This window comes from Mycobacterium shunyiense (genome assembly GCF_058270035.1).
This window is the reverse complement of sequence record NZ_JBZDPT010000047.1, coordinates 112,805-134,806: the sequence shown is the minus strand read 5'-3', so window position 1 is coordinate 134,806 and position 22,002 is coordinate 112,805. Positions and strand designations below refer to the sequence as shown.

The 22,002-nt window shown below is 67.3% G+C and carries 19 protein-coding genes; 13 read left to right on the top strand and 6 right to left on the bottom strand.

Features of this window, described 5'->3' with window-relative positions; genetic code table 11:
- Positions 1–15: 15 nt before the first annotated feature.
- The 8 genes from AC4ELS_RS27850 (at position 16) to AC4ELS_RS27815 (ending at position 6,556) form a co-directional block, all read left to right on the top strand.
- Complete coding sequence (locus AC4ELS_RS27850; protein ID WP_499050800.1) at positions 16–1,017, top strand: cell division protein FtsQ/DivIB; 1,002 nt, start codon at positions 16–18, stop codon at positions 1,015–1,017.
- Between the two features lie 187 nt (positions 1,018–1,204).
- On the top strand, positions 1,205–2,365 hold the full coding sequence (gene ftsZ / locus AC4ELS_RS27845; RefSeq protein ID WP_055115017.1) for a cell division protein FtsZ: 1,161 nt from the start codon (positions 1,205–1,207) through the stop codon (positions 2,363–2,365).
- A 34-nt stretch (positions 2,366–2,399) separates the two neighbouring features.
- Positions 2,400–3,110: a peptidoglycan editing factor PgeF gene (pgeF, locus tag AC4ELS_RS27840; protein WP_064960009.1), complete on the top strand. Its 711-nt coding sequence runs from the start codon at positions 2,400–2,402 to the stop codon at positions 3,108–3,110.
- 33 nt (positions 3,111–3,143) lie between these two features.
- Positions 3,144–3,977 (top strand): YggS family pyridoxal phosphate-dependent enzyme, encoded by an 834-nt coding sequence (locus AC4ELS_RS27835; RefSeq protein WP_448443167.1) that lies wholly within the window; start codon positions 3,144–3,146, stop codon positions 3,975–3,977.
- Positions 3,974–4,612 carry a cell division protein SepF gene (locus AC4ELS_RS27830; RefSeq protein ID WP_064883072.1) on the top strand — a complete coding sequence of 213 codons (639 nt, stop codon included), beginning with the start codon at positions 3,974–3,976 and terminating at the stop codon, positions 4,610–4,612. The genes AC4ELS_RS27835 and AC4ELS_RS27830 overlap by 4 nt, the downstream gene beginning before the upstream one ends.
- Positions 4,613–4,790: 178 nt before the next feature.
- Positions 4,791–5,081: a YggT family protein gene (locus tag AC4ELS_RS27825; RefSeq protein WP_055115011.1), complete on the top strand. Its 291-nt coding sequence runs from the start codon at positions 4,791–4,793 to the stop codon at positions 5,079–5,081.
- A gap of 207 nt (positions 5,082–5,288) precedes the next feature.
- Positions 5,289–6,113, top strand: coding sequence for a DivIVA-like cell division protein Wag31 (gene wag31 / locus AC4ELS_RS27820; protein ID WP_055115009.1), 825 nt, complete (start codon positions 5,289–5,291; stop codon positions 6,111–6,113).
- 71 nt (positions 6,114–6,184) lie between these two features.
- Positions 6,185–6,556, top strand: coding sequence for a hypothetical protein (locus AC4ELS_RS27815; RefSeq protein ID WP_064883070.1), 372 nt, complete (start codon positions 6,185–6,187; stop codon positions 6,554–6,556).
- On the opposite strand, the gene AC4ELS_RS27810 is transcribed toward AC4ELS_RS27815, so the two are convergent.
- The 5 genes from AC4ELS_RS27810 to AC4ELS_RS27790 form a co-directional block, all read right to left on the bottom strand.
- Entirely contained in the window at positions 6,553–7,221 is a 669-nt protein-coding gene (locus tag AC4ELS_RS27810) for a phosphoribosyltransferase (RefSeq protein WP_498886370.1), read from the bottom strand. The two genes, AC4ELS_RS27815 and AC4ELS_RS27810, sit on opposite strands and share 4 nt — an antisense overlap.
- A gap of 48 nt (positions 7,222–7,269) precedes the next feature.
- Positions 7,270–7,992, bottom strand: coding sequence for a type 1 glutamine amidotransferase (locus tag AC4ELS_RS27805; protein ID WP_110777329.1), 723 nt, complete (start codon positions 7,990–7,992; stop codon positions 7,270–7,272).
- A gap of 49 nt (positions 7,993–8,041) precedes the next feature.
- Positions 8,042–9,250 (bottom strand): cytochrome P450, encoded by a 1,209-nt coding sequence (locus tag AC4ELS_RS27800; protein WP_448443162.1) that lies wholly within the window; start codon positions 9,248–9,250, stop codon positions 8,042–8,044.
- 84 nt (positions 9,251–9,334) lie between these two features.
- Complete coding sequence (locus AC4ELS_RS27795; RefSeq protein WP_064883063.1) at positions 9,335–9,985, bottom strand: response regulator; 651 nt, start codon at positions 9,983–9,985, stop codon at positions 9,335–9,337.
- The gene (locus AC4ELS_RS27790) at positions 9,978–11,600 is read right to left on the bottom strand and encodes a sensor histidine kinase (RefSeq protein WP_498886373.1); all 1,623 of its coding nucleotides are present in this window, start codon (positions 11,598–11,600) and stop codon (positions 9,978–9,980) included. The genes AC4ELS_RS27795 and AC4ELS_RS27790 overlap by 8 nt, the downstream gene beginning before the upstream one ends.
- A 67-nt stretch (positions 11,601–11,667) precedes the next feature.
- Here AC4ELS_RS27790 and AC4ELS_RS27785 point away from each other — a divergent pair, with 67 nt between their 5' ends.
- The 5 genes from AC4ELS_RS27785 (at position 11,668) to AC4ELS_RS27765 (ending at position 19,342) form a co-directional block, all read left to right on the top strand.
- A complete protein-coding gene (locus tag AC4ELS_RS27785; RefSeq protein ID WP_448443158.1) occupies positions 11,668–12,651 on the top strand; it encodes a Bug family tripartite tricarboxylate transporter substrate binding protein in 984 nt (327 codons plus the stop codon).
- On the top strand, positions 12,648–13,133 hold the full coding sequence (locus tag AC4ELS_RS27780) for a tripartite tricarboxylate transporter TctB family protein (protein ID WP_418022145.1): 486 nt from the start codon (positions 12,648–12,650) through the stop codon (positions 13,131–13,133). Before AC4ELS_RS27785 ends, AC4ELS_RS27780 begins: the two co-directional genes overlap by 4 nt.
- A complete protein-coding gene (locus AC4ELS_RS27775) occupies positions 13,134–14,675 on the top strand; it encodes a tripartite tricarboxylate transporter permease (RefSeq protein WP_499050226.1) in 1,542 nt (513 codons plus the stop codon).
- 28 nt (positions 14,676–14,703) lie between these two features.
- On the top strand, positions 14,704–15,090 hold the full coding sequence (locus AC4ELS_RS27770; protein ID WP_064960016.1) for a universal stress protein: 387 nt from the start codon (positions 14,704–14,706) through the stop codon (positions 15,088–15,090).
- 190 nt (positions 15,091–15,280) lie between these two features.
- A complete protein-coding gene (locus AC4ELS_RS27765) occupies positions 15,281–19,342 on the top strand; it encodes a bifunctional nitrate reductase/sulfite reductase flavoprotein subunit alpha (RefSeq protein WP_499050223.1) in 4,062 nt (1,353 codons plus the stop codon).
- A 20-nt stretch (positions 19,343–19,362) separates the two neighbouring features.
- On the opposite strand, the gene AC4ELS_RS27760 is transcribed toward AC4ELS_RS27765, so the two are convergent.
- Entirely contained in the window at positions 19,363–21,963 is a 2,601-nt protein-coding gene (locus tag AC4ELS_RS27760; RefSeq protein WP_499050220.1) for a LuxR C-terminal-related transcriptional regulator, read from the bottom strand.
- Between the last annotated feature and the right edge of the window lie 39 nt (positions 21,964–22,002).

Here is a 22,002-nt window from a genome sequence, read left to right as displayed (position 1 = left end):
GAGGAAACCGCTGCGGTGGAATCCGGCCCGGTTCAAGAGGAATCCGGCCCCGGCGAGCCCGGCGACTCACCCACGGGCGAGTCCGCCGATCCCGCGGCTGAGTCCGCCGAGCCTTCGGCAGGATCTGATGTGCCGCCCGCGGCCGGGCCCGATGTGCCGCCCGCGGCCGGGCCCGATGTGCCGCCCGCGGCAGAACCCGACTACGAGGGACCCCGCCGCCGCGCCCGCCGCGAACGCGAGGAGCGCCGGGCCGCGCGCGACCGGGCGGTGGCGATCGAGCATGCTCGCCGCGAGGCCAAGCGCAAGGTGAACGGGCAGCCTTCGGACAGCCTGAACACGGTGGCCCGCAGCACTATTCGTGGTCTGAAGGTCCTGCTCTGGTCGGCGTTGGTCAGCGTAATCGCGGTGGCGTTGGGCCTGGTTCTCTACTTCACGCCGGCAATGGCGGCGCGCAATGTGGTGGTCAACGGTGTGGCGGCAATCCCGCAGGAGCAGGTGCTGGCCGCCGCTGCGGTGGCGCCCGGTACGCCGCTGCTGCAGATCAACACGGATGCGGTCGCCGAACGGGTGGCCACGATCCGTCGGGTCGCCACCGCACGGGTGCAGCGCGAGTATCCGTCGACCCTGCGGATCACGGTGGTCGAGCGGGTGCCGGTGGTGGTCAAGGACTATCCCGACGGTCCCCATCTGTTCGACCGCGACGGAGTCGATTTCGCCACCGAACCGCCACCGCCGACATTGCCGTATCTGGACACCGACAATCCGGGTCCAGCGGATCCGGCCACCAAGGCTGCGCTCGAAGTGATGCTGGCGCTGCCACCGGATGTGGTCGCACAGGTGGGCCGGATCGCCGCCCCGTCGGTGGCCTCGATCGCGCTGACGCTGGCCGACGGGCGGGTTGTGGTGTGGGGGACCAACGATCGGACCGACGAGAAGGCATTGAAGCTGGCGGCACTGCTGACCCAGCCGGGCCATACCTACGACGTCTCCAGCCCAGATCTGCCGACTGTCAAGTAGTTCGAGGCAAAATTGCCGCGCGGCGCGTCGGCGCGCCTGCCGCGATCACCGGCGTTGGCCCCCTACCGTTCTGTTTGCGCGGAACTACTTGACATAACTCTAAGCCTATGGTTGAGGTTGAGAGTTTGCCCAGGAGGATTCGGCGTCAGAAGCACTGTGAACACCCAACCTGGGAGGAAGACGATCCATGACCCCCCCGCATAACTACCTAGCGGTAATCAAGGTGGTTGGTATCGGCGGCGGCGGTGTCAACGCCGTCAACCGGATGATCGAACAGGGCCTCAAGGGCGTCGAGTTCATCGCCATCAACACCGACGCACAGGCACTGCTGATGAGCGACGCCGACGTCAAGCTCGACGTCGGCCGAGACTCGACCCGTGGGCTCGGCGCAGGCGCGGACCCCGAAGTGGGCCGCAAGGCTGCCGAGGACGCCAAGGACGACATCGAGGAGCTGCTGCGCGGCGCCGACATGGTGTTCGTCACCGCCGGTGAGGGCGGCGGCACCGGAACCGGTGGCGCACCCGTCGTCGCGTCGATCGCGCGCAAGCTCGGCGCGCTCACCGTCGGCGTCGTCACCCGGCCGTTCTCGTTCGAGGGCAAGCGCCGAAGCAACCAGGCCGAGAACGGCATTCAGACGCTGCGCGAGAGCTGCGACACCCTGATCGTCATCCCCAACGACAGGCTGCTGCAGATGGGCGACGCCGCGGTGTCGCTGATGGACGCGTTCCGCAGCGCAGACGAGGTGCTGCTCAACGGCGTCCAGGGCATCACCGACCTGATCACCACGCCCGGTCTGATCAACGTCGACTTCGCCGACGTCAAGGGCGTGATGAGCGGTGCGGGCACGGCGTTGATGGGCATCGGCTCGGCGCGCGGCGACGGCAGGGCGCTCAAGGCCGCCGAGATCGCGATCAACTCCCCGCTGCTGGAAGCCTCGATGGAAGGCGCGCAAGGCGTGCTGCTGTCGGTGGCCGGCGGCAGTGATCTGGGCCTGTTCGAGATCAACGAGGCCGCCTCGCTCGTGCAGGATGCCGCCCATCCCGAGGCCAACATCATCTTCGGCACGGTGATCGACGACTCGCTCGGTGACGAGGTGCGGGTCACGGTCATCGCGGCCGGCTTCGATATGGCCGGGCCCAGTCGCAAGCCCGTGGTCAGCCCGAGCTCGGCGCCGACCCAGCCGATCGCCTCGGCGCGTTCCGGCAAGGTGACCACCTCACTGTTCGAACCGACGGATGCGGTCAGCGTCCCGGCACACACCAATGGCGCCACCGTGAGTGTCGGTGGCGACGGAGACGGCGGGATCGCCGACGACGATGTCGACGTCCCACCGTTCATGCGGCACTGAGCGGGGCCCGGCAGCGGGTTCGGATACTGGGATCGTGAGTGTTCGTATTCGGCGGGTCACGACAACCCGCGCCGGCGGCGTCTCGGCACCGCCCTTCGATTCGTTCAACCTCGGCGATCATGTCGGCGACAATCCGGCCGCGGTGGCCCAGAACCGGCGTCGCCTGGCGGCCGCTGTCGGGGCCGACGCGCTGGTCTGGATGAATCAGGTGCACAGTGATCACGTCGTCACGGTGGACGGGCCGCGCGACACTGCGGTCGATAATGCCGACGCATTGGTGACGACGACCCCGCGTTTGGCATTGGTTGTGGTGACCGCCGATTGCGTCCCGGTATTAATGGGCGATGCCCGCGCCGGGGTGATCGCCGCCGTCCATGCCGGACGGGTCGGCGCACAAAAGGGCATCGTGCCCAGGACTCTCGAGGCCATGCTGGCCGTCGGCGCACATCTCGGGGATATCTCGGTACTGCTGGGCCCTGCGGTCAGCGGCGCCAATTACGAGGTACCCGAGCAGATGGCCGCCGAGGTGGAGGCGGACCTGCCCGGCTCGCGCACCACCACCTCCCGTGGCACCCCCGGCTTGGATCTCCGGGCCGGAATAGCCCGGCAACTAACGGCTTTGGGCGTCACCGCGATCGACGTGGACCCGCGGTGCACGGTCGCCGACCGCGCGCTGTTCAGCCATCGCCGCGACGCACCGACCGGACGCCTGGCGAGCGTGGTGTGGATGGAGCAGCCCCGTTGAACGACCCCCTGACGAGCCTGGAGTGAGCCTGAGATGAGCACCGTGCAGCGCGGGCGTGACGCCGATCGGACGGCCGAGTTGACCGCCGCGCTCGGTGCCGCGCGGGCCCGTTTGGCACGCGCCGCGGAATCGGTCGGGCGAAATGTAAATGAAATCGAATTACTTCCGATCACGAAATACTTCCCGGCCACCGATGTCATTATTCTCAATCAATTAGGGTGCCTCGCATTTGGTGAATCCCGCGAACAAGAGGCGGCCGAAAAAGTCGAAACTGTTCGCGCGGAATTAACGGATGTTCCGATTCGCTGGCACATGGTGGGGCGCATCCAGCGGAAGAAGGCGCGGGCTGTCGCGGGCTGGGCACACACTGCGCACTCCGTCGACAGCATCCGTCTGCTGACCGCACTGGACCGGGCCGTGGGCGAGGCCTTGGCCGCGGGCGCGCGGACCGAACCGCTGCGCGTGTACATCCAGATCAGTCTCGACGGGGACACCGAACGGGGCGGTGTCGATGTGGACGCCCCCGATCTCGTCGACGAAATCTGTGGGTCAGCGAACTCCGCCGAGGCGTTGGAGTTCGTCGGTCTGATGGGAATCCCGCCACTGGCGTGGGATCCCGACGACGCTTTTGCGCGGCTGGCCGCCGAGCGGGACCGGGTGCAGCGCGACTACCAGCACCGGCTCGAGCTGTCGGCGGGAATGTCCGGAGATCTCGAAAGCGCCGTCAAACACGGATCGACGTGTGTGCGTGTCGGAACCGCGCTGATGGGGCAACGCCCGCTAACGTCACCGGAAGTAGTCACACCAGTCACATCTTCATCACAGACACCACCACCCCCATCGTCAGCAGAAGGGTCGCCGAGATGAGCACACTGCACAAGGTCAAGGCCTACTTCGGCATGGCGCCGATGGAGGACTATGACGACGAGTACTACGAGGACGACGATCGCGGTGCGGCCCGTAGCTACGCCCGGCGACCCCGTGACGAGCGGTTCGAAGAGGACAGCTACGGCTACGAGGCTCCCGAGTACGACGAGGGCCCGGCTTACCGGGGTGGGTACCCCGGCGGTTTCGCCGACGAGCAGCGGTTCGATGCCCGGATGCGCGCCCCCCGCGAATTCGACCGTGCGGCACCGCGTCTGGGCGCACTGTCCGGGTCCACCCGGGGAGCGCTGGCGATGGATCCCCGCCGGATGGCCGAGCTGTTCGAAGCAGGCAGCCCGCTGGCGAAGATCACCACCCTGCGACCCAAGGACTACAGCGAGGCACGCACGATCGGCGAGCGGTTCCGGGACGGCACCCCGGTGATCATGGACCTGGTGTCGATGGACAACGCCGACGCAAAGCGCCTGGTCGACTTCGCCGCAGGGCTTGCGTTCGCACTGCGCGGATCGTTCGACAAGGTGGCGACGAAGGTGTTCCTGCTGTCGCCGGCCGACGTCGACGTCAGCGCCGAGCAGCGGCGCAGGATCGCCGAGGCCGGCTTCTACGCCTATCAGTAGAGCCGCGACGTGAGTCGCGGCGCTGTGGCGCCGCCGCGCATGCCTGAGGTCCGAGAGGGCCCCGGGTAGGCTGGCGGCGTCGCACTATCGGCTGACCACGTCATCTGTGTGAGATGTGTCCGGCCTACGGCGACCTGTATCCAATGTCACACATCCTGCTGTAGTGAGGTCGGCTCAGTTGTCGCTGTTCTTCGAAATTCTCGGATTCGCGCTGTTCGTGTTCTGGCTGCTGCTCATCGCGCGCGTCGTCGTCGAGTTCATCCGGTCCTTCAGTCGCGACTGGCATCCCAAGGGGCTGACCGTCGTGATCCTGGAGCTCATCATGACCGTGACCGATCCGCCGGTGAAACTGCTGCGGCGGCTCATTCCCCAGCTCACGATAGGCGCCGTGCGCTTCGACCTGTCGATCATGGTGCTGCTTCTCGCGGCGTTCATCGGGATGCAATTGGCGTTCAATGCGTCGATGTAGAACGTCGGCGCGAGTGGGTGGGGGAGACCCGCTCTCGGCGTTTGCCGAATGGTCCACAAATGCGTAAGAAGATTGAAATTCGTTCTTAAAAATAGGCCTCCACTGCAACCGCCGGGTCTGGTGTGACAGGATGGACTCCAGTTGCGATCAAGCAAGGCTTTACACTTTGAGATCGGTTGACGGTCCAAGACTTCAAGGGGGCAGACAATGCCGCTCACACCAGCGGACGTCCATAACGTCGCGTTCAGCAAGCCGCCCATCGGCAAACGTGGCTACAACGAGGACGAGGTCGATGCCTTTCTCGATCTGGTTGAGAACGAGCTGACTCGGCTCATCGAGGAGAACGCCGATCTTCGGCAGCGCGTGTCCGAGCTCGATTCTGAGCTGGCGTCGGCGCGGTCCGGAGCGGGTGGCGCTCAGTCCACCCAGTCCATCCCGCTCTACGAGCCGGAGCCCGAGCCCACCCCGCCGCCCCAGCCGGTCTACGAGGCCCCGGCGGCGCCGGTCGCCCCTCCCGCTCCGCAGAGCGAGGACACCGCTGTGCGTGCCGCCCGGGTGCTCAGCCTGGCGCAGGACACCGCAGATCGCCTGACCTCCACGGCCAAGGCCGAGTCGGAGAAGCTGCTCTCGGACGCGCGGGCCCAGGCCGACGCCATGGTCAGCGATGCCCGCAAGACCGCCGAGACCACGGTCTCGGAGGCCCGTACCCGTGCCGACGCGATGCTGGCCGATGCGCAGACCCGCTCGGAGACCCAGCTTCGCCAGGCTCAGGAGAAGGCCGACGCGCTGCAGGCTGACGCCGAGCGCAAGCACTCCGAGATCATGGGCACGATCAATCAGCAGCGCACGGTCCTGGAGGGCCGCCTGGAGCAGCTGCGCACGTTCGAGCGTGAGTACCGGACCCGTCTGAAGACCTACCTGGAGTCTCAGCTGGAAGAGCTGGGTCAGCGCGGTTCGGCCGCCCCGGTGGACTCCAGCGCCAACAACGACTCGGCGGGTGGTTTCAGCCAGTTCAACCGCGGCAACAACTGACCGGAAAGCCCGACTTCCTCACACTGTCGTGAACCGGCCCGATCACGGGCCACCACACTTAGGGTTGAACGATGTTGATCATTGCGCTCGTGCTTGCCGTCATCGGCCTGGCCGCGCTGGTGACCGCGGTGGTAACCAGCAATGAGTTGATCGCCTGGGTCTGTATCGGCGCCAGCGTGATCGGCGTGCTGCTGCTGATCGTCGACGCATTGCGGGAACGCTCGCGCGGAACCAAGGCCGGTGCTGCCGAAGACGCTGACACCGCGGCGGCCGACGAGGCCAACGCCACCGAGACGACCGAGACCTTCGAAGCGGTCGACGCGCCGGTGGACTATCCCGACGAGCTGGTCGCCGAGCCGGAGTCGGATGTCGCGGTGGAGCCCGACGCCGCCGATGCGGACGTCGAGGTCGACGATTCCGCCGAGAAGTACAACAAGAGCTAGCCCTCGCCGGGCTGTGCCAGTAAGCGGCGTACCTCGTCGTCGCTGACCTGGTGGAAGTCTGCGAAGGCCTGGCCCACCGCTTCGAACTGGGATGGAGTGCTGGCGCACACCACCTCGTCGGCCTCCTCCATGAGTTGACCGCTCACCGTCGGTGGTCCGACCGGGACCGCCACCACGACCCGTCGCGCCGCGCGTACGGCACGGACCGCGGCCAGCATCGTGGCCCCGGTGGCGATACCGTCGTCCACCAGGATCACGGTCCGGCCGGTGAGGTCGGGGGGTGGCGCACCCCCGCGATAGGCCTGCTCCCGACGCTGGATCTCGGCGGTCTCGTGCCGGATCGTCTCGGCGATGGTGTCGTCGTCGATGCCGAGGCGGTTCACCAGCTCGTCGTTGAGCACCAGCCCGCCGCCCGAGGCCACCGCACCCATGGCGAGTTCCTGCCACTGCGGCACGCCCAGCTTGCGGACCACGAACACATCCAGCGGAGCATGCAGGAACGAGGCGACCTCGGCGGCGATCGGTACTCCGCCCCGGGCCAGGCCGAGAACTAGTACCTCGGGTCGGTCTCGATAGGACACCAGCTGCTCGGCCAGGACCCGGCCCGCCTCGTGGCGGTCCTGGTAGGTGCGGTCCCTGCTCGCTCGAAGACTCCAAGTGTTCATCGGCACTGTGGCCGGCGCTGAAGGAGAATTCCGCCGGCTCATGTCAGCCTACGTCGATGGTCGGTGCCGGACCACCCGGCTGAGGAACGCCCGGACCAGGGCGCGTAAGCGGGCGGCCGCATCATCGACGAATTCTCTTGTTTGCAAGCGTAATTCATCGTGGCTGCCACCGATTCCGGCCACCTCGCCGTCGCGGTCGTGGGCCAACCAGACTTCCAACAGCCCGGAATCGAGCTCCGGGTGGAACTGCAAGGCCAGCGCCGTGCCCAGCACGAAGGCCTGCGAGGCGGCCGGTGTGCGGGCGATCTCGGTGGCCCCGGGCGGCAGTGTCCAGCGGTCGAAATGCCACTGGAACCATGGACCGCCGGGAACCAACTGCTCGTCGTCGGTGACCACGTCGTACCAGCCCACTTCGGGTGCCGGCGACCTGTTGACCGATCCGCCGAGGGCCTGGGCGACGAGCTGTCCGCCGAAGCACACCCCGAGTACACCGACCCCGGCCTCCACCGCCGCGCGCACCATGGCCATCTCGGCTCCGACCCAGCTGTCGAGCAGGGATTCGTCGTAGACCGCCCAGCGGGCGCCCAGCGGAACGATCACGTCATAGTCCGTCGGATCGGGGAAGGTCACCTCACCCGCGGGCGCGTCCTCTTGCTCGGGCGCAACGACCTGGAACGTGTCGATGTCAAAGCCGTATTCGGCGAAGACATCGGCCAGCATGGCCTCGGTGGCTGTGTGGTCGTTTCGCAGGAACAGAACCTTCGATGTCACGCCGCCATTATGCGATGCGTGCCGAATTTCAGGTCCAATTATTAGACCTTCAGGCTGCCTCGAAGTTCAGCGGCAGTGACGCGGGACCGGTGATACCCGTCATCGGCTTCCAGGGCGCACGTCCCTCGCACCGGGGGTTGCGCAGCTTCCGGGTGAGTACGCGCAATGCCTCGGTGAGCTCGACCCTGGCCAGATGGACCCCCAGGCAGTAGTGCAAACCGCCGCCGAACGTCATCATGGCCGGGGGTCCGATGCGGTTGACGTCGAATCGCTCGGGCTCGTCGTACACCTGTGGATCCCGGTTGGCCGCAGCGAAGTTCACCACCACCTGGGTTCCGGCCGGGAACGTGAGGCCGCCCAGTTCGGTATCCTCGCGTGCGATCCGCACACTGCTCAGTGCGATCGGCGTGTGGCGCAGTAGTTCATCGACGAAAAGCGGTGCCATATCAGGGTTTTCGGCCAGCATTAGCCACTGTTCAGGATAGTCGCACAGCACCTGGACGGCCGCCGCGAGTTGATTGCGGGTGGTATCGGTGCCCGCCAGTATGACGCCGCCGGCCAGCATCAGCAGCTCGGAATGCGTGAGGCGGTCACCGTCGACCTCCGCCCGGACCAGATCGGAGAGCAGATCATCGGAGAGGCTGGAGTTCCGTCGCTCCACCATGGCATCGACGTATTCGTCGAGCTGTAGCCAGGCCGCCTCGACCGTGTCGGCATGGGCGCCGAGGTTCCAGCTGAACATCTTGAAGATGTCATCGGCCCACTGGGAGAACAGATGCCAGTCCTGGCGCGGGGCGCCCAGCAGCGCGCAGATCACCGGGATCGGATACTGCACGGCGATGTCGGCAACCACGTCGCAGTGCCCCTCGGGCAGGTAGGGGTCCGTGAGTTCGGTGACGATGTCGACGCAGGTTTCGCGGAGCCGGTCGGCGCTGCGGGGTGCGAACGCCTTGGCGACGAGTCGGCGCAACCGGGTGTGCGATTCGGTATCGACACCCAGCAGGCTGCTGTTCGCGCGGTCCCACAGCGGGCCGGACGTGATGCCCTGCGCGGCCAGGAACACGCCTTTGGGAATCTCGAAGCGCGCATCGCGCAGGGTCGTGCGGACCAGGTCGTAGCTCAACAGCTCCGGACCGTGGGGCCCCATCGCGATCGGGGAGTGGGCGCGGGCCTGTGCGATCAGCCGGTGTACAGCCTCGGGATCGGTCTCGTGCTCGTAGTCGAGCGGGGGAAGGTCGGCATCGGTTACCAGCGTCATGACAGCCTCCGCGTGATCGGGCAAGAACCTGCTGATGGTGATGCTGGTCTTCCCGACGCCGCGAGTCGTGAGTAGCGGGCTACCTCACTTCGCCCGGTAACGCCGTTCGGGCCTACCGGTTCCGTACTGCAATCGCAGTTCCAAAGCTCCCGTGCTCAGGTAGTGCTCCAGATAGCGTCGGGCGCTGACACGCGAAATCCCCACCAGCTGAGCACATTCCATGGCTGATACCTCACCGGCGGTGCGTACTGCGGCCATGACGAGGCGACCGGTTTCGGCGCCGAGCCCCTTGGGCAGCACCACCGCCGAGCCGCCGAACAGCGCGTCGATGGTCGACTGATCGGCACCTCCGGCGCCCGCGAGTGCCTCGGCGCGGGTGGCGAACGCCGCCAACTTCGTCTGCAACTGATCGAAGTCGAACGGTTTGACCAGATAATCGGCGGCGCCGCCGTCCAACGCGCCCCGGACCGTGTCGAGTTCGCGGGCCGCGGTGACCATGATGACGCCGACCCGGTTGCCCTCGGCGCGCAACCGCTGGAGCACCTCGAGCCCGGTCATGTCGGGCAGATAGACGTCGAGCAGGATCAGATCGGGACGCAGCTCGGCTGCCGACGCCAGCGCGTCGGCCCCGGTGCGCGCCACGCCGACCGGGCGGAACCCGTCGACGCGTTCGACGAAGCGGCGGTGGATCTCGGCCACCATGAAGTCGTCGTCGACCACCAGGACGTCACGCATGCAGTCTCACCACGAACAGGGCGCCGCCACCCGGCGCGTCGGTGACCTCGACGGCACCCCCGTGCTGGGCCGTCACCAACCGAACCAGGGCCAGGCCGATCCCCCTCCCGCCGGGCACCTCGGCCTTGGAGGTGACGCCGCGGGAGAAGATGGACTCCCGAAGGTGTTCGGGCACCCCCGGTCCGGAGTCCGAGACCGCCAGCACCAGGCCGGCCGCATCGTCGATGCGCACGTCCACCCGTGCGGCCGCCGAGCCCACCGACACGTCGACGGCATTGTCGATCAGATTGCCCAGCAACGTGATCACGTCGGTGGCCAGAGCCGGGTCGAGTGCGTCCAGGTGGCTGTCGTCGGTCAGGCCGAGGGTGACCCCGCTCTCGGCGGCCAGTGATGTCTTGGCGATCAGGAGCGCGGCCACCGCTGGATCTGAAACATGTTGGGTGACAGCCTCGTTGATTTCGGCCCGGCGTCGGGTCAGGGTGCCGACCAGAGTGCGGACCGCGTCGAACTCGCCCAATTGGGTCAAACCGGAGATGGTGTGCAGCTGATTCGAGAACTCGTGGGTCTGGGCCCGCAGTGTGTCGGTCACACTGCGGTGTGAGGACAGCTGAGCCTGCAGTGCGGCGAGCTCGGTGCTGTCGCGCATGGTGGTCACGGTACCGATCCTCCTGCCCTGACTGCGGGCGGCGCGGCGGTTGAGTGCCAACACCCGGGTCTGCGTGGTGATCACCACGTCGGATTCTTCGGCGTGAGTTCCCTCGCCGGACAACAGGAATGCCTCCACTGCCGGTTCCAGACCGACCGCATCGACGCGGCGGCCCACCGCGTCGGCACCAATTCGCAGCAGTTCGGACGCGCTGTCGTTGATCAGTGTGATGACCCCGTCGTTGCTCACCGCCACCACACCCTCACGGATGCTGTGCAGCAGCGCTTCCCGGTGATCGGCCAGGGTGGCGATCTCCGCGATGTCCAGGCCACGGGTGTGACGGTTGATTCGCCGCGACAAGAACCACGAGGCCAGCATCCCGAGCGACGCACCCAGTCCGAGATAGATCAGCAGACGTTCACCGGCCCCGCCCAACAACTCCCACAGCGACGGGTAGCGCTCGCTGACCGACACGATCGCCAGCACCGCGCCGTCGGCAGCCAGGACGGGGACCTGTCCCACCAGGCGGTGCGAGCCGTCGGCATCGCTGTCGCCGGACCAGGCTCGGCCCTCGTCGGCCCGGCTGCTGCTCAGGTCGAGCCGTCCGCCGATGCGGTCCGGATCCGACGACACCCGCACCGTCCCGGCGGGATCGGTGATCTCGGCCCGCTCGGCGCCCGACAGGGCCACCGCACGCTCGACCTCGGGCGCCAGCACCGAAGCGGCGAACGGGTCGTCGTAGCGATCCCGGACGACGGGTGTTGACGCTACGTTCTCGGCGACCGCGATCATCCGCTGCCCGCGGACATCACGGAACTCCCGCGTGGATTGCGCCACCGACACCGCGGCCACCGCGACCAGCACGACCGCGACCACCAGAAGCTGAAACACCAGAAAGCGTGCGGCCAGGCTGCCATTGGGCAAGAACCGGGTGCGTGCGCGCGGTGTCCGCGGGGCTGGTGAACTCAACGAACAAAACTTCCTTTGCGTCCGAATAGGTGACCTGCGTCACGTCATGGGTCCAGTATTGCTGACCATGAGCTTTCGACGACTAGGTGCCGGTCTGATGGTGGCCGTGGTCGCGCTGATGCTGGTCACAGCCTGCGGAGTTACCCGCGGCGACGAATCCAGGGGCTTGCATCGGCTGCGCATGATGGTGCCGAACAGCCCAGGAGGTGGTTACGACCTGACTGCCCGTACCGCGGTGAAGATCATGGAGGACACCGACATCACCGGCCGTATCGAGGTGTTCAACGTCATCGGCGCCGGCGGCACCGTGGCGATGGCGCGGCTGATGAACGAGAAGGGCAACGACGACCTCATGATGATGATGGGGCTCGGCGTGGTGGGTGCCGTCTACACCAACGGTTCCTCTGCTCGCGCGTCGGACGCCACCGCGCTGGCCAAGATGGTCGAGGAACAGGAAGGCATTCTGGTGCCGGGGGATTCGCCGTTCCGCACCATCGGTGATCTCGTGGCGGCGTGGAAGGCCGATCCGGCCAAGGTCACGATCGGCGGCGGATCCTCACCGGGCGGGCCCGACCACCTGTTCCCGATGGAGACCGCACGAGCGGTCGGAGTCGACCCGCGCAAGGTCAACTACATCACCTACGACGGCGGCGGTGATCTGCTGACGGCCCTGCTGGGCAAGAAGATCGCGGCGGGTACCACCGGCCTCGGCGAGTTCGTCGACCAGATCGAGGCGGGGCAGGTCCGGGTGCTGGCGGTCTCGGGTGCCAAGCGGGTCGAGGGGATCGACGCGCCGACCCTGACCGAGGCGGGCATCGATCTGACGTTCACCAACTGGCGCGGAATACTGGCGCCGCCAGGCATTTCGGGTGAGGCCAAGGATGCGATGGTGCGGGCGCTGACCGACCTCCACGGCACCGAGCAGTGGCGCGACGCGCTGGTCAAGAACGGCTGGAGTGACGCCTTCAGCACGGGAGCCGACTTCGAACAGTTCCTGCGTGATCAAGACAACCGCGTCTCGACGACGCTGAGTGAATTGGGGCTGTTGTGAAGGTCGACAAGGCGCAGTATCTGGTCTGCCTGGTCCTGGTGGCGGTGGGCGCATTCCTGATCTACGACGCGCTGACGCTGACCGGGGGATTCGCCAAGGTCGATCCCGTTGGGCCGCGTGCCTTTCCGCTGGGGATCGGGATCATCCTGATCGCGCTCGCCCTGGTTCTGGCGGTTGCGATCCCGCGTGGCTCGGTCGGTGAGGCCGACGCGGGCGAGGACGTCGACCCGAACATGCCGGGGGACTGGCGCACGGTGGGGCTGCTGGTCGGACTGTTCGTGTTGGTGATCCTCCTGGTCAAACCGCTGGGCTGGGCCATCACCGGTGCCCTGTTGTTCGCCGGGGCGGCAACGATTCTCGGCAATCGTCATTACGTCCGCAATCTTGCGATCGGCACGGTGCTGTCGGTGGCGAGCTTCTACGCGTTCTACTCCGGGCTCGGAATCCCGCTGCCCGCAGGCATTCTGGACGGGATTCTGTAGATGAACAACTTCGAATGGTTGCTTCAGGGATTCGCCGAGGCGGCGACCCCGATGAACCTGCTGTACGCCGTGATCGGGGTGCTGCTGGGCACCGCCGTGGGGGTGCTCCCGGGCATCGGCCCGGCCATGACGGTGGCCCTCCTGCTGCCGGTGACCTACAACGTCAGCCCGAGCGCGGCGTTCATCATGTTCGCCGGAATCTTCTACGGCGGGATGTACGGCGGATCGACCACCTCGATCCTGCTGAACACCCCCGGTGAATCCTCGTCGGTGATCACGGCGATCGAGGGCAACAAGATGGCCAAGGCCGGCCGGGCCGCCCAGGCCCTGGCCACCGCCGCCATCGGCTCGTTCGTCGCCGGCGCCATCGGCACCGCGCTGTTGGCCGCGTTCGCGCCGCCCATCTCGCGGTTCGCGGTGACCCTCGGCGCCCCCTCGTACCTGGCGATCATGCTGTTCGCACTGGTCGCGGTCACCGCGGTGCTGGGTTCGTCCAAGCTGCGCGGTGCGATCTCGCTGTTCCTCGGCCTGGCGATCGGCGTCGTCGGCATCGACTTCCTGACCGGCCAGCCCCGTGCGACCTTCGGCCTGCCGCAGCTGTCCGACGGCATCGACATCGTGGTGATCGCGGTGGCGATCTTCGCTCTCGGCGAGGCACTCTGGGTGGCGGCGCACCTGCGCCGCCGGCCGGCGGACGTGATTCCGGTGGGGCGGCCGTGGATGAGCCGCCAGGACTTCGCGCGGTCGTGGAAACCGTGGCTGCGCGGTACCGCCTACGGATTCCCGTTCGGCGCGCTGCCCGCCGGCGGCGCCGAGTTGCCGACGTTCCTGTCCTACATCACCGAAAAGCGCCTCTCCAGGCACCCCGAGGAGTTCGGCAAGGGTGCCATCGAGGGCGTCGCCGGTCCGGAGGCGGCCAACAACGCCTCGGCCGCGGGCACCCTGGTGCCGATGCTGTCGTTGGGCCTGCCCACCAATGCCACCGCCGCGGTGATGCTGACCGCGTTCGTGTCCTACGGGATTCAGCCCGGGCCAACGCTTTTCGAGAAGGAACCGCTGCTGATCTGGACACTGATCGCCAGCCTGTTCATCGGCAACTTCCTACTACTCGTGCTCAACCTGCCGCTGGCGCCGCTGTGGGCCAAGCTGCTGCGCACCCCGCGGCCCTACCTGTACGCCGGCATCCTGTTCTTCGCCACGCTGGGAGCGCTCGCGGTCAACGTGCAACCGCTGGACCTGGCGCTGCTGCTCGTCTTCGGGCTGCTGGGGTTGATGATGCGCAGGTTCGGATTGCCGGTGCTGCCGTTGATCATCGGGGTGATCCTGGGTCCACGCATCGAACGACAACTGCGCCAGGGCCTGCAACTCGGCGGCGGGGACTGGACCAGTCTGTTCACCGAGCCGGTCGCGATCGTCACCTACGTACTCATGGCGGTCCTGCTGTTGATGCCGTTGGTGCTCAAGCTGATGCACCGCAGTGAGGAGACGTTGTTGATCGTCGAGGACGACGCGGATCAGCAGCAGAAGGCGGCCCGGCAATGACCGACGAGCGCTTGCGCGAGGAGCATCAATGATTGTCATCGGCTACACCGCGGACGCCTTCGGCATTGCCGCTGTCGAGCACGGCATCGCCGAAGCCCAGTTACGCGGCACCAGCGTGCTGGTGATCAACGCGACCTCGGGTGAGGCCTATGTGGATTCCCGGTTCGCCCGTTCGGGTCAGGTCCACGACGTCGAGGAACGCCTGCGGGAGAGCGGCGTGCGGTTCGAGTTACGCCAGCCGGTGGGGGTCGACGCGGCCACTGAACTGCTCGATGCGATGGACGCTGACGACGCCGAGTTGCTGGTGATCGGTATCCGGCACCGCAGTCCGGTGGGCAAGTTGTTGCTGGGCAGCGTGTCGCAACAACTGCTGCTGGAATGCCCCAAACCGGTTCTCGCGGTCAAACCTGAGTAATCAATCCCGGCCGAGCAGACGCGAACGCACCCCGATCGGCGCGGAATTGGGTACCTCCGCGTCTGCTCGCGAGGGGTTTGAACTGGGGGAATGGTCCTCACCGCGGGCATCTGTGCGTGGTGAGGATCAGTTTTCGTGGGGATAACGTCGCCGGAAAGATCCGACAACACCTTCACCGCACGATGGGGGCATGGCGGACGACGCGGGACCGGGTTCGATCCCGGGCAAGCAACAGCGGACTGCGTGTTCGTACTGTGGCGTCGGCTGCGGTATCGAGGTCACCACCAGGGTCGATGACGGCCGGACTGTGATCGCCCGAGTCAGTGGCGACAAGCTGCATCCCACGAATTTCGGCCGGCTGTGCACCAAGGGGGCGATGCACGCCGAGCTGATGGCCGCCGACGAAGACCGGCTCACGTCTGCTTTGCTGCGGCCCTCCCGTTCGGATGAACTGCTGCCGACGCCGGTGGACGACGCGGTAGCCGAGGCGGGACGCCGACTGCGGGCCATCGTCGCCGAGCACGGTCCCGACGCCGTCGCCCTCTATGTGTCCGGCCAGATGACGCTGGAGGCGCAGTACCTGGCCACCAAGCTCGCCAAGGGCTTCCTGCGTACCGTGCACATCGAATCGAATTCCCGGTTGTGCATGGCCAGCGCGGGCACCGGGTTCAAGCAATCGCTGGGCGCAGATGGGCCGCCGGGTTCCTACACCGACTTCGACCGGGCCGACCTGTTCTTCGTCACCGGCGCGAACATGGCCGATTGCCATCCGATTCTGTTCCTGCGCATGTCTGATCGGCTCAAGGCCGGCGCCAAGCTCATCGTCGTGGACCCACGGCGGACCGCGACCGCCGAACGCGCCGATCTGTTCTTGCAGATCAAGCCGGGAACCGATCTGGCCCTGCTGAACGGCCTGTTGCACCTGCTGGTAGCAGACGGTGCCATCGACCACGACTTCATCGCCGAACACACCACGGGGTGGGAGGCGATGCCGGAATTTCTGGCCGACTACCCACCGGCCCGGGTCGCCGAGATCACCGGTATCCCCGAAGCCGACATCCGCACCGCTGCAGCGATGATCGCCGAGGCCGGGGAGTGGATGAGCTGCTGGACCATGGGCCTCAACCAGAGCACGCACGGTACGTGGAACACCAACGCCATCTGCAACCTGCACCTGGCCACCGGCGCGATCTGCCGCCCGGGCAGTGGCCCGATGTCACTGACCGGTCAGCCCAATGCCATGGGCGGCCGGGAGATGGGCTATATGGGACCGGGTCTGCCCGGGCAGCGCTCGGTACTCGCGGCCGATGACCGGACGTTTGTCGAGACGCAGTGGGGCGTCGACCCCGGCACCATCCGTTCCGAGGTGGGCCCGGGCACCATCGGCATGTTCGAGCAGATGGAGCAGGGCCTGATCAAGGCCTGCTGGATCATCTGTACCAATCCCGTTGCCAGCGTGGCCAACCGGAAGACCGTGATCAACGGCTTGGAGGCCGCCGAGCTCGTCGTCGTCCAGGACGCCTACCGGTCCACCGCCACCAATCACTACGCCGACATCCTGCTGCCCGCGGCGTTGTGGGCGGAATCCGAAGGCGTCATGGTCAACTCGGAACGCAACCTCACCCTGCTGTCCCCGTCGGTCGCCCCGCTGGGGCAGGCCCGGCCGGACTGGCAGCTGATCTGCCAGGTGGCTGCGCACCTTGGCTTCGCCGAACACTTCGATTACCAATCGGCCGAAGAGATCTTCGCCGAGATCCGCGGGTTCGCGAACCCGAAGACCGGATACGACCTGCGGGGTGCGGGCTACGCAAGGTTGCGCGAGACCCCGCTGCAGTGGCCGGTTCCTCCGGTCGACGGGCCCGGCGGTGCGGAGGACCGGCACCCGATCCGCTACCTCAACGACGGCGTGAGCCAGGACCTGTTCGTCGACGCCGACGGTCACCGCCCACGGCTGGCCTTCGCGACGCCGTCGCGGCGGGCCGTCTTTCACCCCCGTCCGCACATGGATGCCGCGGAACTACCCGATGACGACTATCCGATGGTGCTCAACACCGGCCGGCTGCAACACCAATGGCACACCATGACCAAGACCGGCAAGGTGGACAAGCTCAACAAGCTCAATCCCGCGCCGTTCGTCGAAATCCACCCGCTGGACGCTTTGGAACTCGACATCGTGGAGGGGCAGCCGGTCGAGTTGACGTCCCGGCGTGGCCGCGCGGTGCTGCCCGCAGTGCTGTCGGACCGGGTGCGGCCGGGCAACTGCTTCGCACCGTTTCACTGGAACGACGAACACGGCGAGTACCTGACGGTGAACGCCGTGACCAACGACGCCGTCGACCCGGACTCGCTGCAGCCGGAGTTCAAGGTGTGCGCGGTCAGCCTGCGTCCGGTCCGGTCGGTCGACGGCACCCCGGCGGTGCATCCGCTCGCCGCGGAGATGGGTCTGGGTGCGGTGCACAAGCCGGCCCTGAGCCAGGATGAAAAGATCTACCTGGCAGGGTTTTTCACCGGGCTGCCGGAAGCCCCCGTGGGCGTTCCGGTACTTCCGGCGGCGGCGCCGCTGAGCGCCAGGGTGCGGCTGTGGGTGGACGGAGTGCTGGCCGGGCGCTACTCACGGGCCGGAGACGGTGTGCCGAGCGACCGGCCGGCACCCGGTGGGCCGCTGGTGTTGTGGGCCTCGCAGACGGGCACCGCCGAGGAATTCGCGGCCGGGTTGGCGGGCCGCATCGACGGGGCGTCGTTGGTCAACATGAACGACCTCGCACTGGCCGACCTGGCCGCCGCTCGCGACATCCTGGTGGTCACCAGTACATTCGGTGACGGTGGCCCACCGGACAACGGTGCCGACTTCTGGAGCCGGCTACAGGCCCCGGATGCGCCTCCGTTGCACGGGGTTCGCTATGCGGTGCTCGGCCTCGGCGACAAGGCGTACGACAACTTCTGCGGACACGCCAAATCGCTCGACCGGCGGCTCGCCGATCTGGGTGCCACCAAGCTGCTCGAGCGCGCCGACTGCGAGTCCTACGATGACGAGCCGATGCGGCGCTGGGCCGATTCGGTCACGACGGCGCTCACCGGCGCGACGCCCGCCCCGGCGGTCGTCGGCGGCGGTATCCGAACTGTCATCCCCACCGAGCCCGACGAGTTCACCAGGGCCAAACCGATTCTGGCTGCCCTGGCGCGCAACCAGCTGTTGACGACGCCGAGCGCGGCGAAAGAGGTGCGCCAGTTCGGCTTCGACATCTCCGAGTACGACGTGAGCTATTCGGTCGGTGACTCCCTGGGCGTCTACGCCAGTAACGATCCGGCCGTGGTCGACTCCTGGCTGGCGGCCACCGCGCTGAATCCGCACTCGGAGATCGAGGTCGACGGTGTCGAGCAGTCACTGCGGGATGCCCTCATCTCGTCGTATGACATCTGCCGCGTGACCCCGGACTTGTTGCGGTTCGTCGCCGATTCCAGCCCGGACCGCTCCGCGGCCAAGATTCTGCGCAATTCCGGTGAGCGGCGCAGTAACTGGTTGCGTAACCGCAACGGTCTCGACCTCGTGACCGAGTTCGCGGTGCACGCCGAACCCGAGCAGTGGCAGGAGGTTCTGGTCCGGCTGACCCCACGCAGCTACTCGATCTCGTCGAGTCCGCTGGTGAGCCCGCACGAGGTGCAATTGACCGTGTCGATGGTGCGCTACCGCGGGCCGGGCGGCGCTGCTCGGGGCGGGGTGTGTTCCACTTTTCTCGCCGACCGGGCAGCCGCGGCGCCGGTGTTCCTCCAGCGCTCGCCGCATTTCCGTCCGCCCGAGGACGCGGACACGCCCATGATCATGGTCGGCCCGGGTACCGGTGTGGCGCCGTTCCGGGGCTTCTTGCAGGAGCGCCGGGCGCTGGGTCACGGTGGTCGCAACTGGTTGTTCTTCGGCGATCAGCACCGCCGGGAGAACTTCTACTATCGGGATGACCTGGAGGACATGGTCGATGACGGCTTCTTGAGCCGGCTGGACCTGGCGTTCTCCCGCGATCAGGCCGACCGGGTGTATGTGCAGCACAAGATGCTGGACCGCGGGGCCGAGGTGTGGCGGTGGCTGGACGACGGCGCCCACTTCTACGTCTGCGGTGACGCCGCCCGGATGGCCAAGGATGTCGACGCCACGCTGACGACGATCCTGCGCACTCACGGCGGGATGACCGAAGATGCCGCGCGCGACTACAAGCGGGAACTGGTTGCCCAGAAGCGGTATGTCCGCGACGTCTATTGAGGCGGGCTATCGGGCTCGCTTCATTGAGCCAGGTCGTTCCACACGATCTTGGCGAGTTCGTCGCGGTCGGCAACCCCGAGCTTGATGCAGGCGCGGTAGATATGGCCCTCCACGGTGCGGACCGAGACGGTCAGTCGTTCGGCGATGTCGCGGTTCGACATTCCCTGGGCGACCAGACCGGCCACCTCGCGTTCGCGTCCGGTCACCGGTAGGGGCCGGGCGGCCGATCGAATCGCCGGGGTGGCCGCACCGCCGCACTTGGACGCCAATTGCAGTGCGTGCGCGGCAGATTCGGTGCTGTTTCGGCGGTGACCGGCCTTGTCGTGCAGCGGTACCGCCTGGGCCGCGGCGTCGGCCGCCGACAGCAGCAGGCTGGCCTCCTCGAACGCGGCGGCCACCTTGTCCAGCTCGGCGGCGTCGGCGGTGGCCACCGCGGCGGCATGCCGCGCGTAGAGGGCCGGCAGCGGGCCGTCGACCCGGTCCACCAGGTCCTGCAGGCGACGGGTCACACTGCGGTCACCGAAGCGTGCCGCGCTGTGCAATGCCTCGGCCTCGACCGCGAACTGGCCGGAGGAATGCGCCGCATCGGCGGCTGTCCGCGCGAGGTCGATCGCCGAGCGGTGCCCGCCCTTGGCGGCGGCCAGCCAGGCCTTGGCGACCATCCGGAGCGGCTCGTGCAGCGCCATGAACTCGCCCGAGTGTTCCTCGGCGTCCTCGAGTACCCGTTCCGCGTCGGCGGGGTTGCCCACCCCGGCGTAGGCGCGGGCCAGCAGTAGCCGGCCGGGCAGTTGCCAGGGCAGGGAGCTCTCGGCGTTGAGCGCGGCCAGGGCCTGCTCGATGGCCCGGATCGCATCGCGGAATCGGCCGCTGTGGGTCGCGGCCACGCCGTCCATGATCTTGGCGATCGCCCAGCCGGCGAACTGGCCGGCCGAGGAGAACTCGGTGTATTCCGTGGCGCGTTGCTGGGCCAGTTCGAGCTGACCGGTGTAGGCCAGGGCCAGCACCTCGCCGTAGAACACCATGATCCGGACCATGCCATCGGTGGTCTTGCGCTGAGCGCGGCACCGCGACGCGATGGGCAGGAAATCGTTGCCCCGGCCCACGAGCGGCATCGACAGGCCTGCGGCGAACGCCGCGAAATCCACGGCCTGCCGGGGTGCCTCGGGGTTCGCCAGGACCCGTTCGGCGATCTCGAGGCCTTCGGGAATCTTGTTCTGGTGTACGGCCATACCGGCGCCGGTGGCGTCGACGATCAGTCGCAGGGTCGGATGGGTGACCCGGTCCTGCAGGAGGGCCTGCACCTGAGCGGCCCGCGTCACGTCGCCCTGGGACCAGAACAGGTTGGACACCCGTGGAATGCCCCACTGCACAAGTTCCATCTCGTTGAGGTCTGCGGGCGAGAACTGCTCGAGGATGCTGTCGGCCTGTGCCGGCTGACCCTGCCACAACAACGCGCGGGACAGCAGTGCGGCCGCGCCGAGTCCGCCGCCGTGGTCGAAGGCGGCTCGGGCCAGTTTCTCCCCGAGCGGGAGGTTGGACAGGAAGACCGCGTCCTTGGCGGCGGTGATGAGCAGTTCGATGTCGGTGCCCTGGTCGCTCTCGATGGCCAACTCTGCCAACTTGATTCGGCTCGCAGGCGAGTCGAGGTTGCGTTCGTGCAGGATCTTGGCGATGCGACCCCGCAACTTCCGGGCCGACGCAGTGCCGACCCGGCGGCGCACCGCCTCACCGAACAGCGGGTGGCTGAAGCGAACGTTGATCTGGCCGTCGTCGGCGACGATCCGGATCAGGCCGCGCATCTCGGCCGTGTCCACCGCGTCCTCGCCGGCCAGTTCTGCCAGCGCATCGATATCCAGTGGCTCGCACAGCGACAGCAACTTCAGCGCGTGCAGCACATCCTCGCCGGCGTGCGCCAGGCGTTCGTCGAGCAGTTCGACGAGCCCGGAGGGAATGACGGTGGGGCCGCGGAACTGCCACACCCCGTTGACCTTGGTCAGGGTGCCGGCGTCGACCGCACCCTCGACCATGTTGCGCAGGAACAGTGGGTTGCCACCCGAGGTCTCCCACATCACGTCGGCGCTGAGCCCCTCCAGCGTGCCGCCGAGGACGGTTTCGATGAGGGCGATGCTCTGCTGCTTGGTGAACGGGTTGAGTTCGAAGCGCTGGAGGTAGCCGTCCTTCCACAGTGAGGTGACCGCATCGGGTACCGGCTCACCGCTGCGCACGGTGGCCACGACGTGGCCCGACCGCTCCACGGCGATCTGATGCAACAGTGTCGCCGACAACTGGTCCAGCAGATGCGCGTCGTCGATTCCCACGATGGTGTCGCCGTCGGCCACAAGCGATTCGCGTGCCGACCCGATGAGGGCGATGGGGTCGCGTGACCCCGACGACGACACCCAGTGGGCGAACGCGCCGAGGGGGATGCTGCGCGACGATTCGGTGCACGCGGTCCAGTGCACCTTCCGGCTCAACGATGCGGTGACGGTGCGCGCCAAGGTGGTCTTGCCGACTCCTGCGGCTCCGACAAGCACGACTCCGCAGCTGTCCGTCCCGCTGAGGGCGGCCCGAATGGCCTCGTGCTCGGCGGGCCGGTCCAAAAGCTGCCACTGACCAGGCATGAATCCTGAGTCTAGGGCCACCGGGCCCGGATCGCTGCC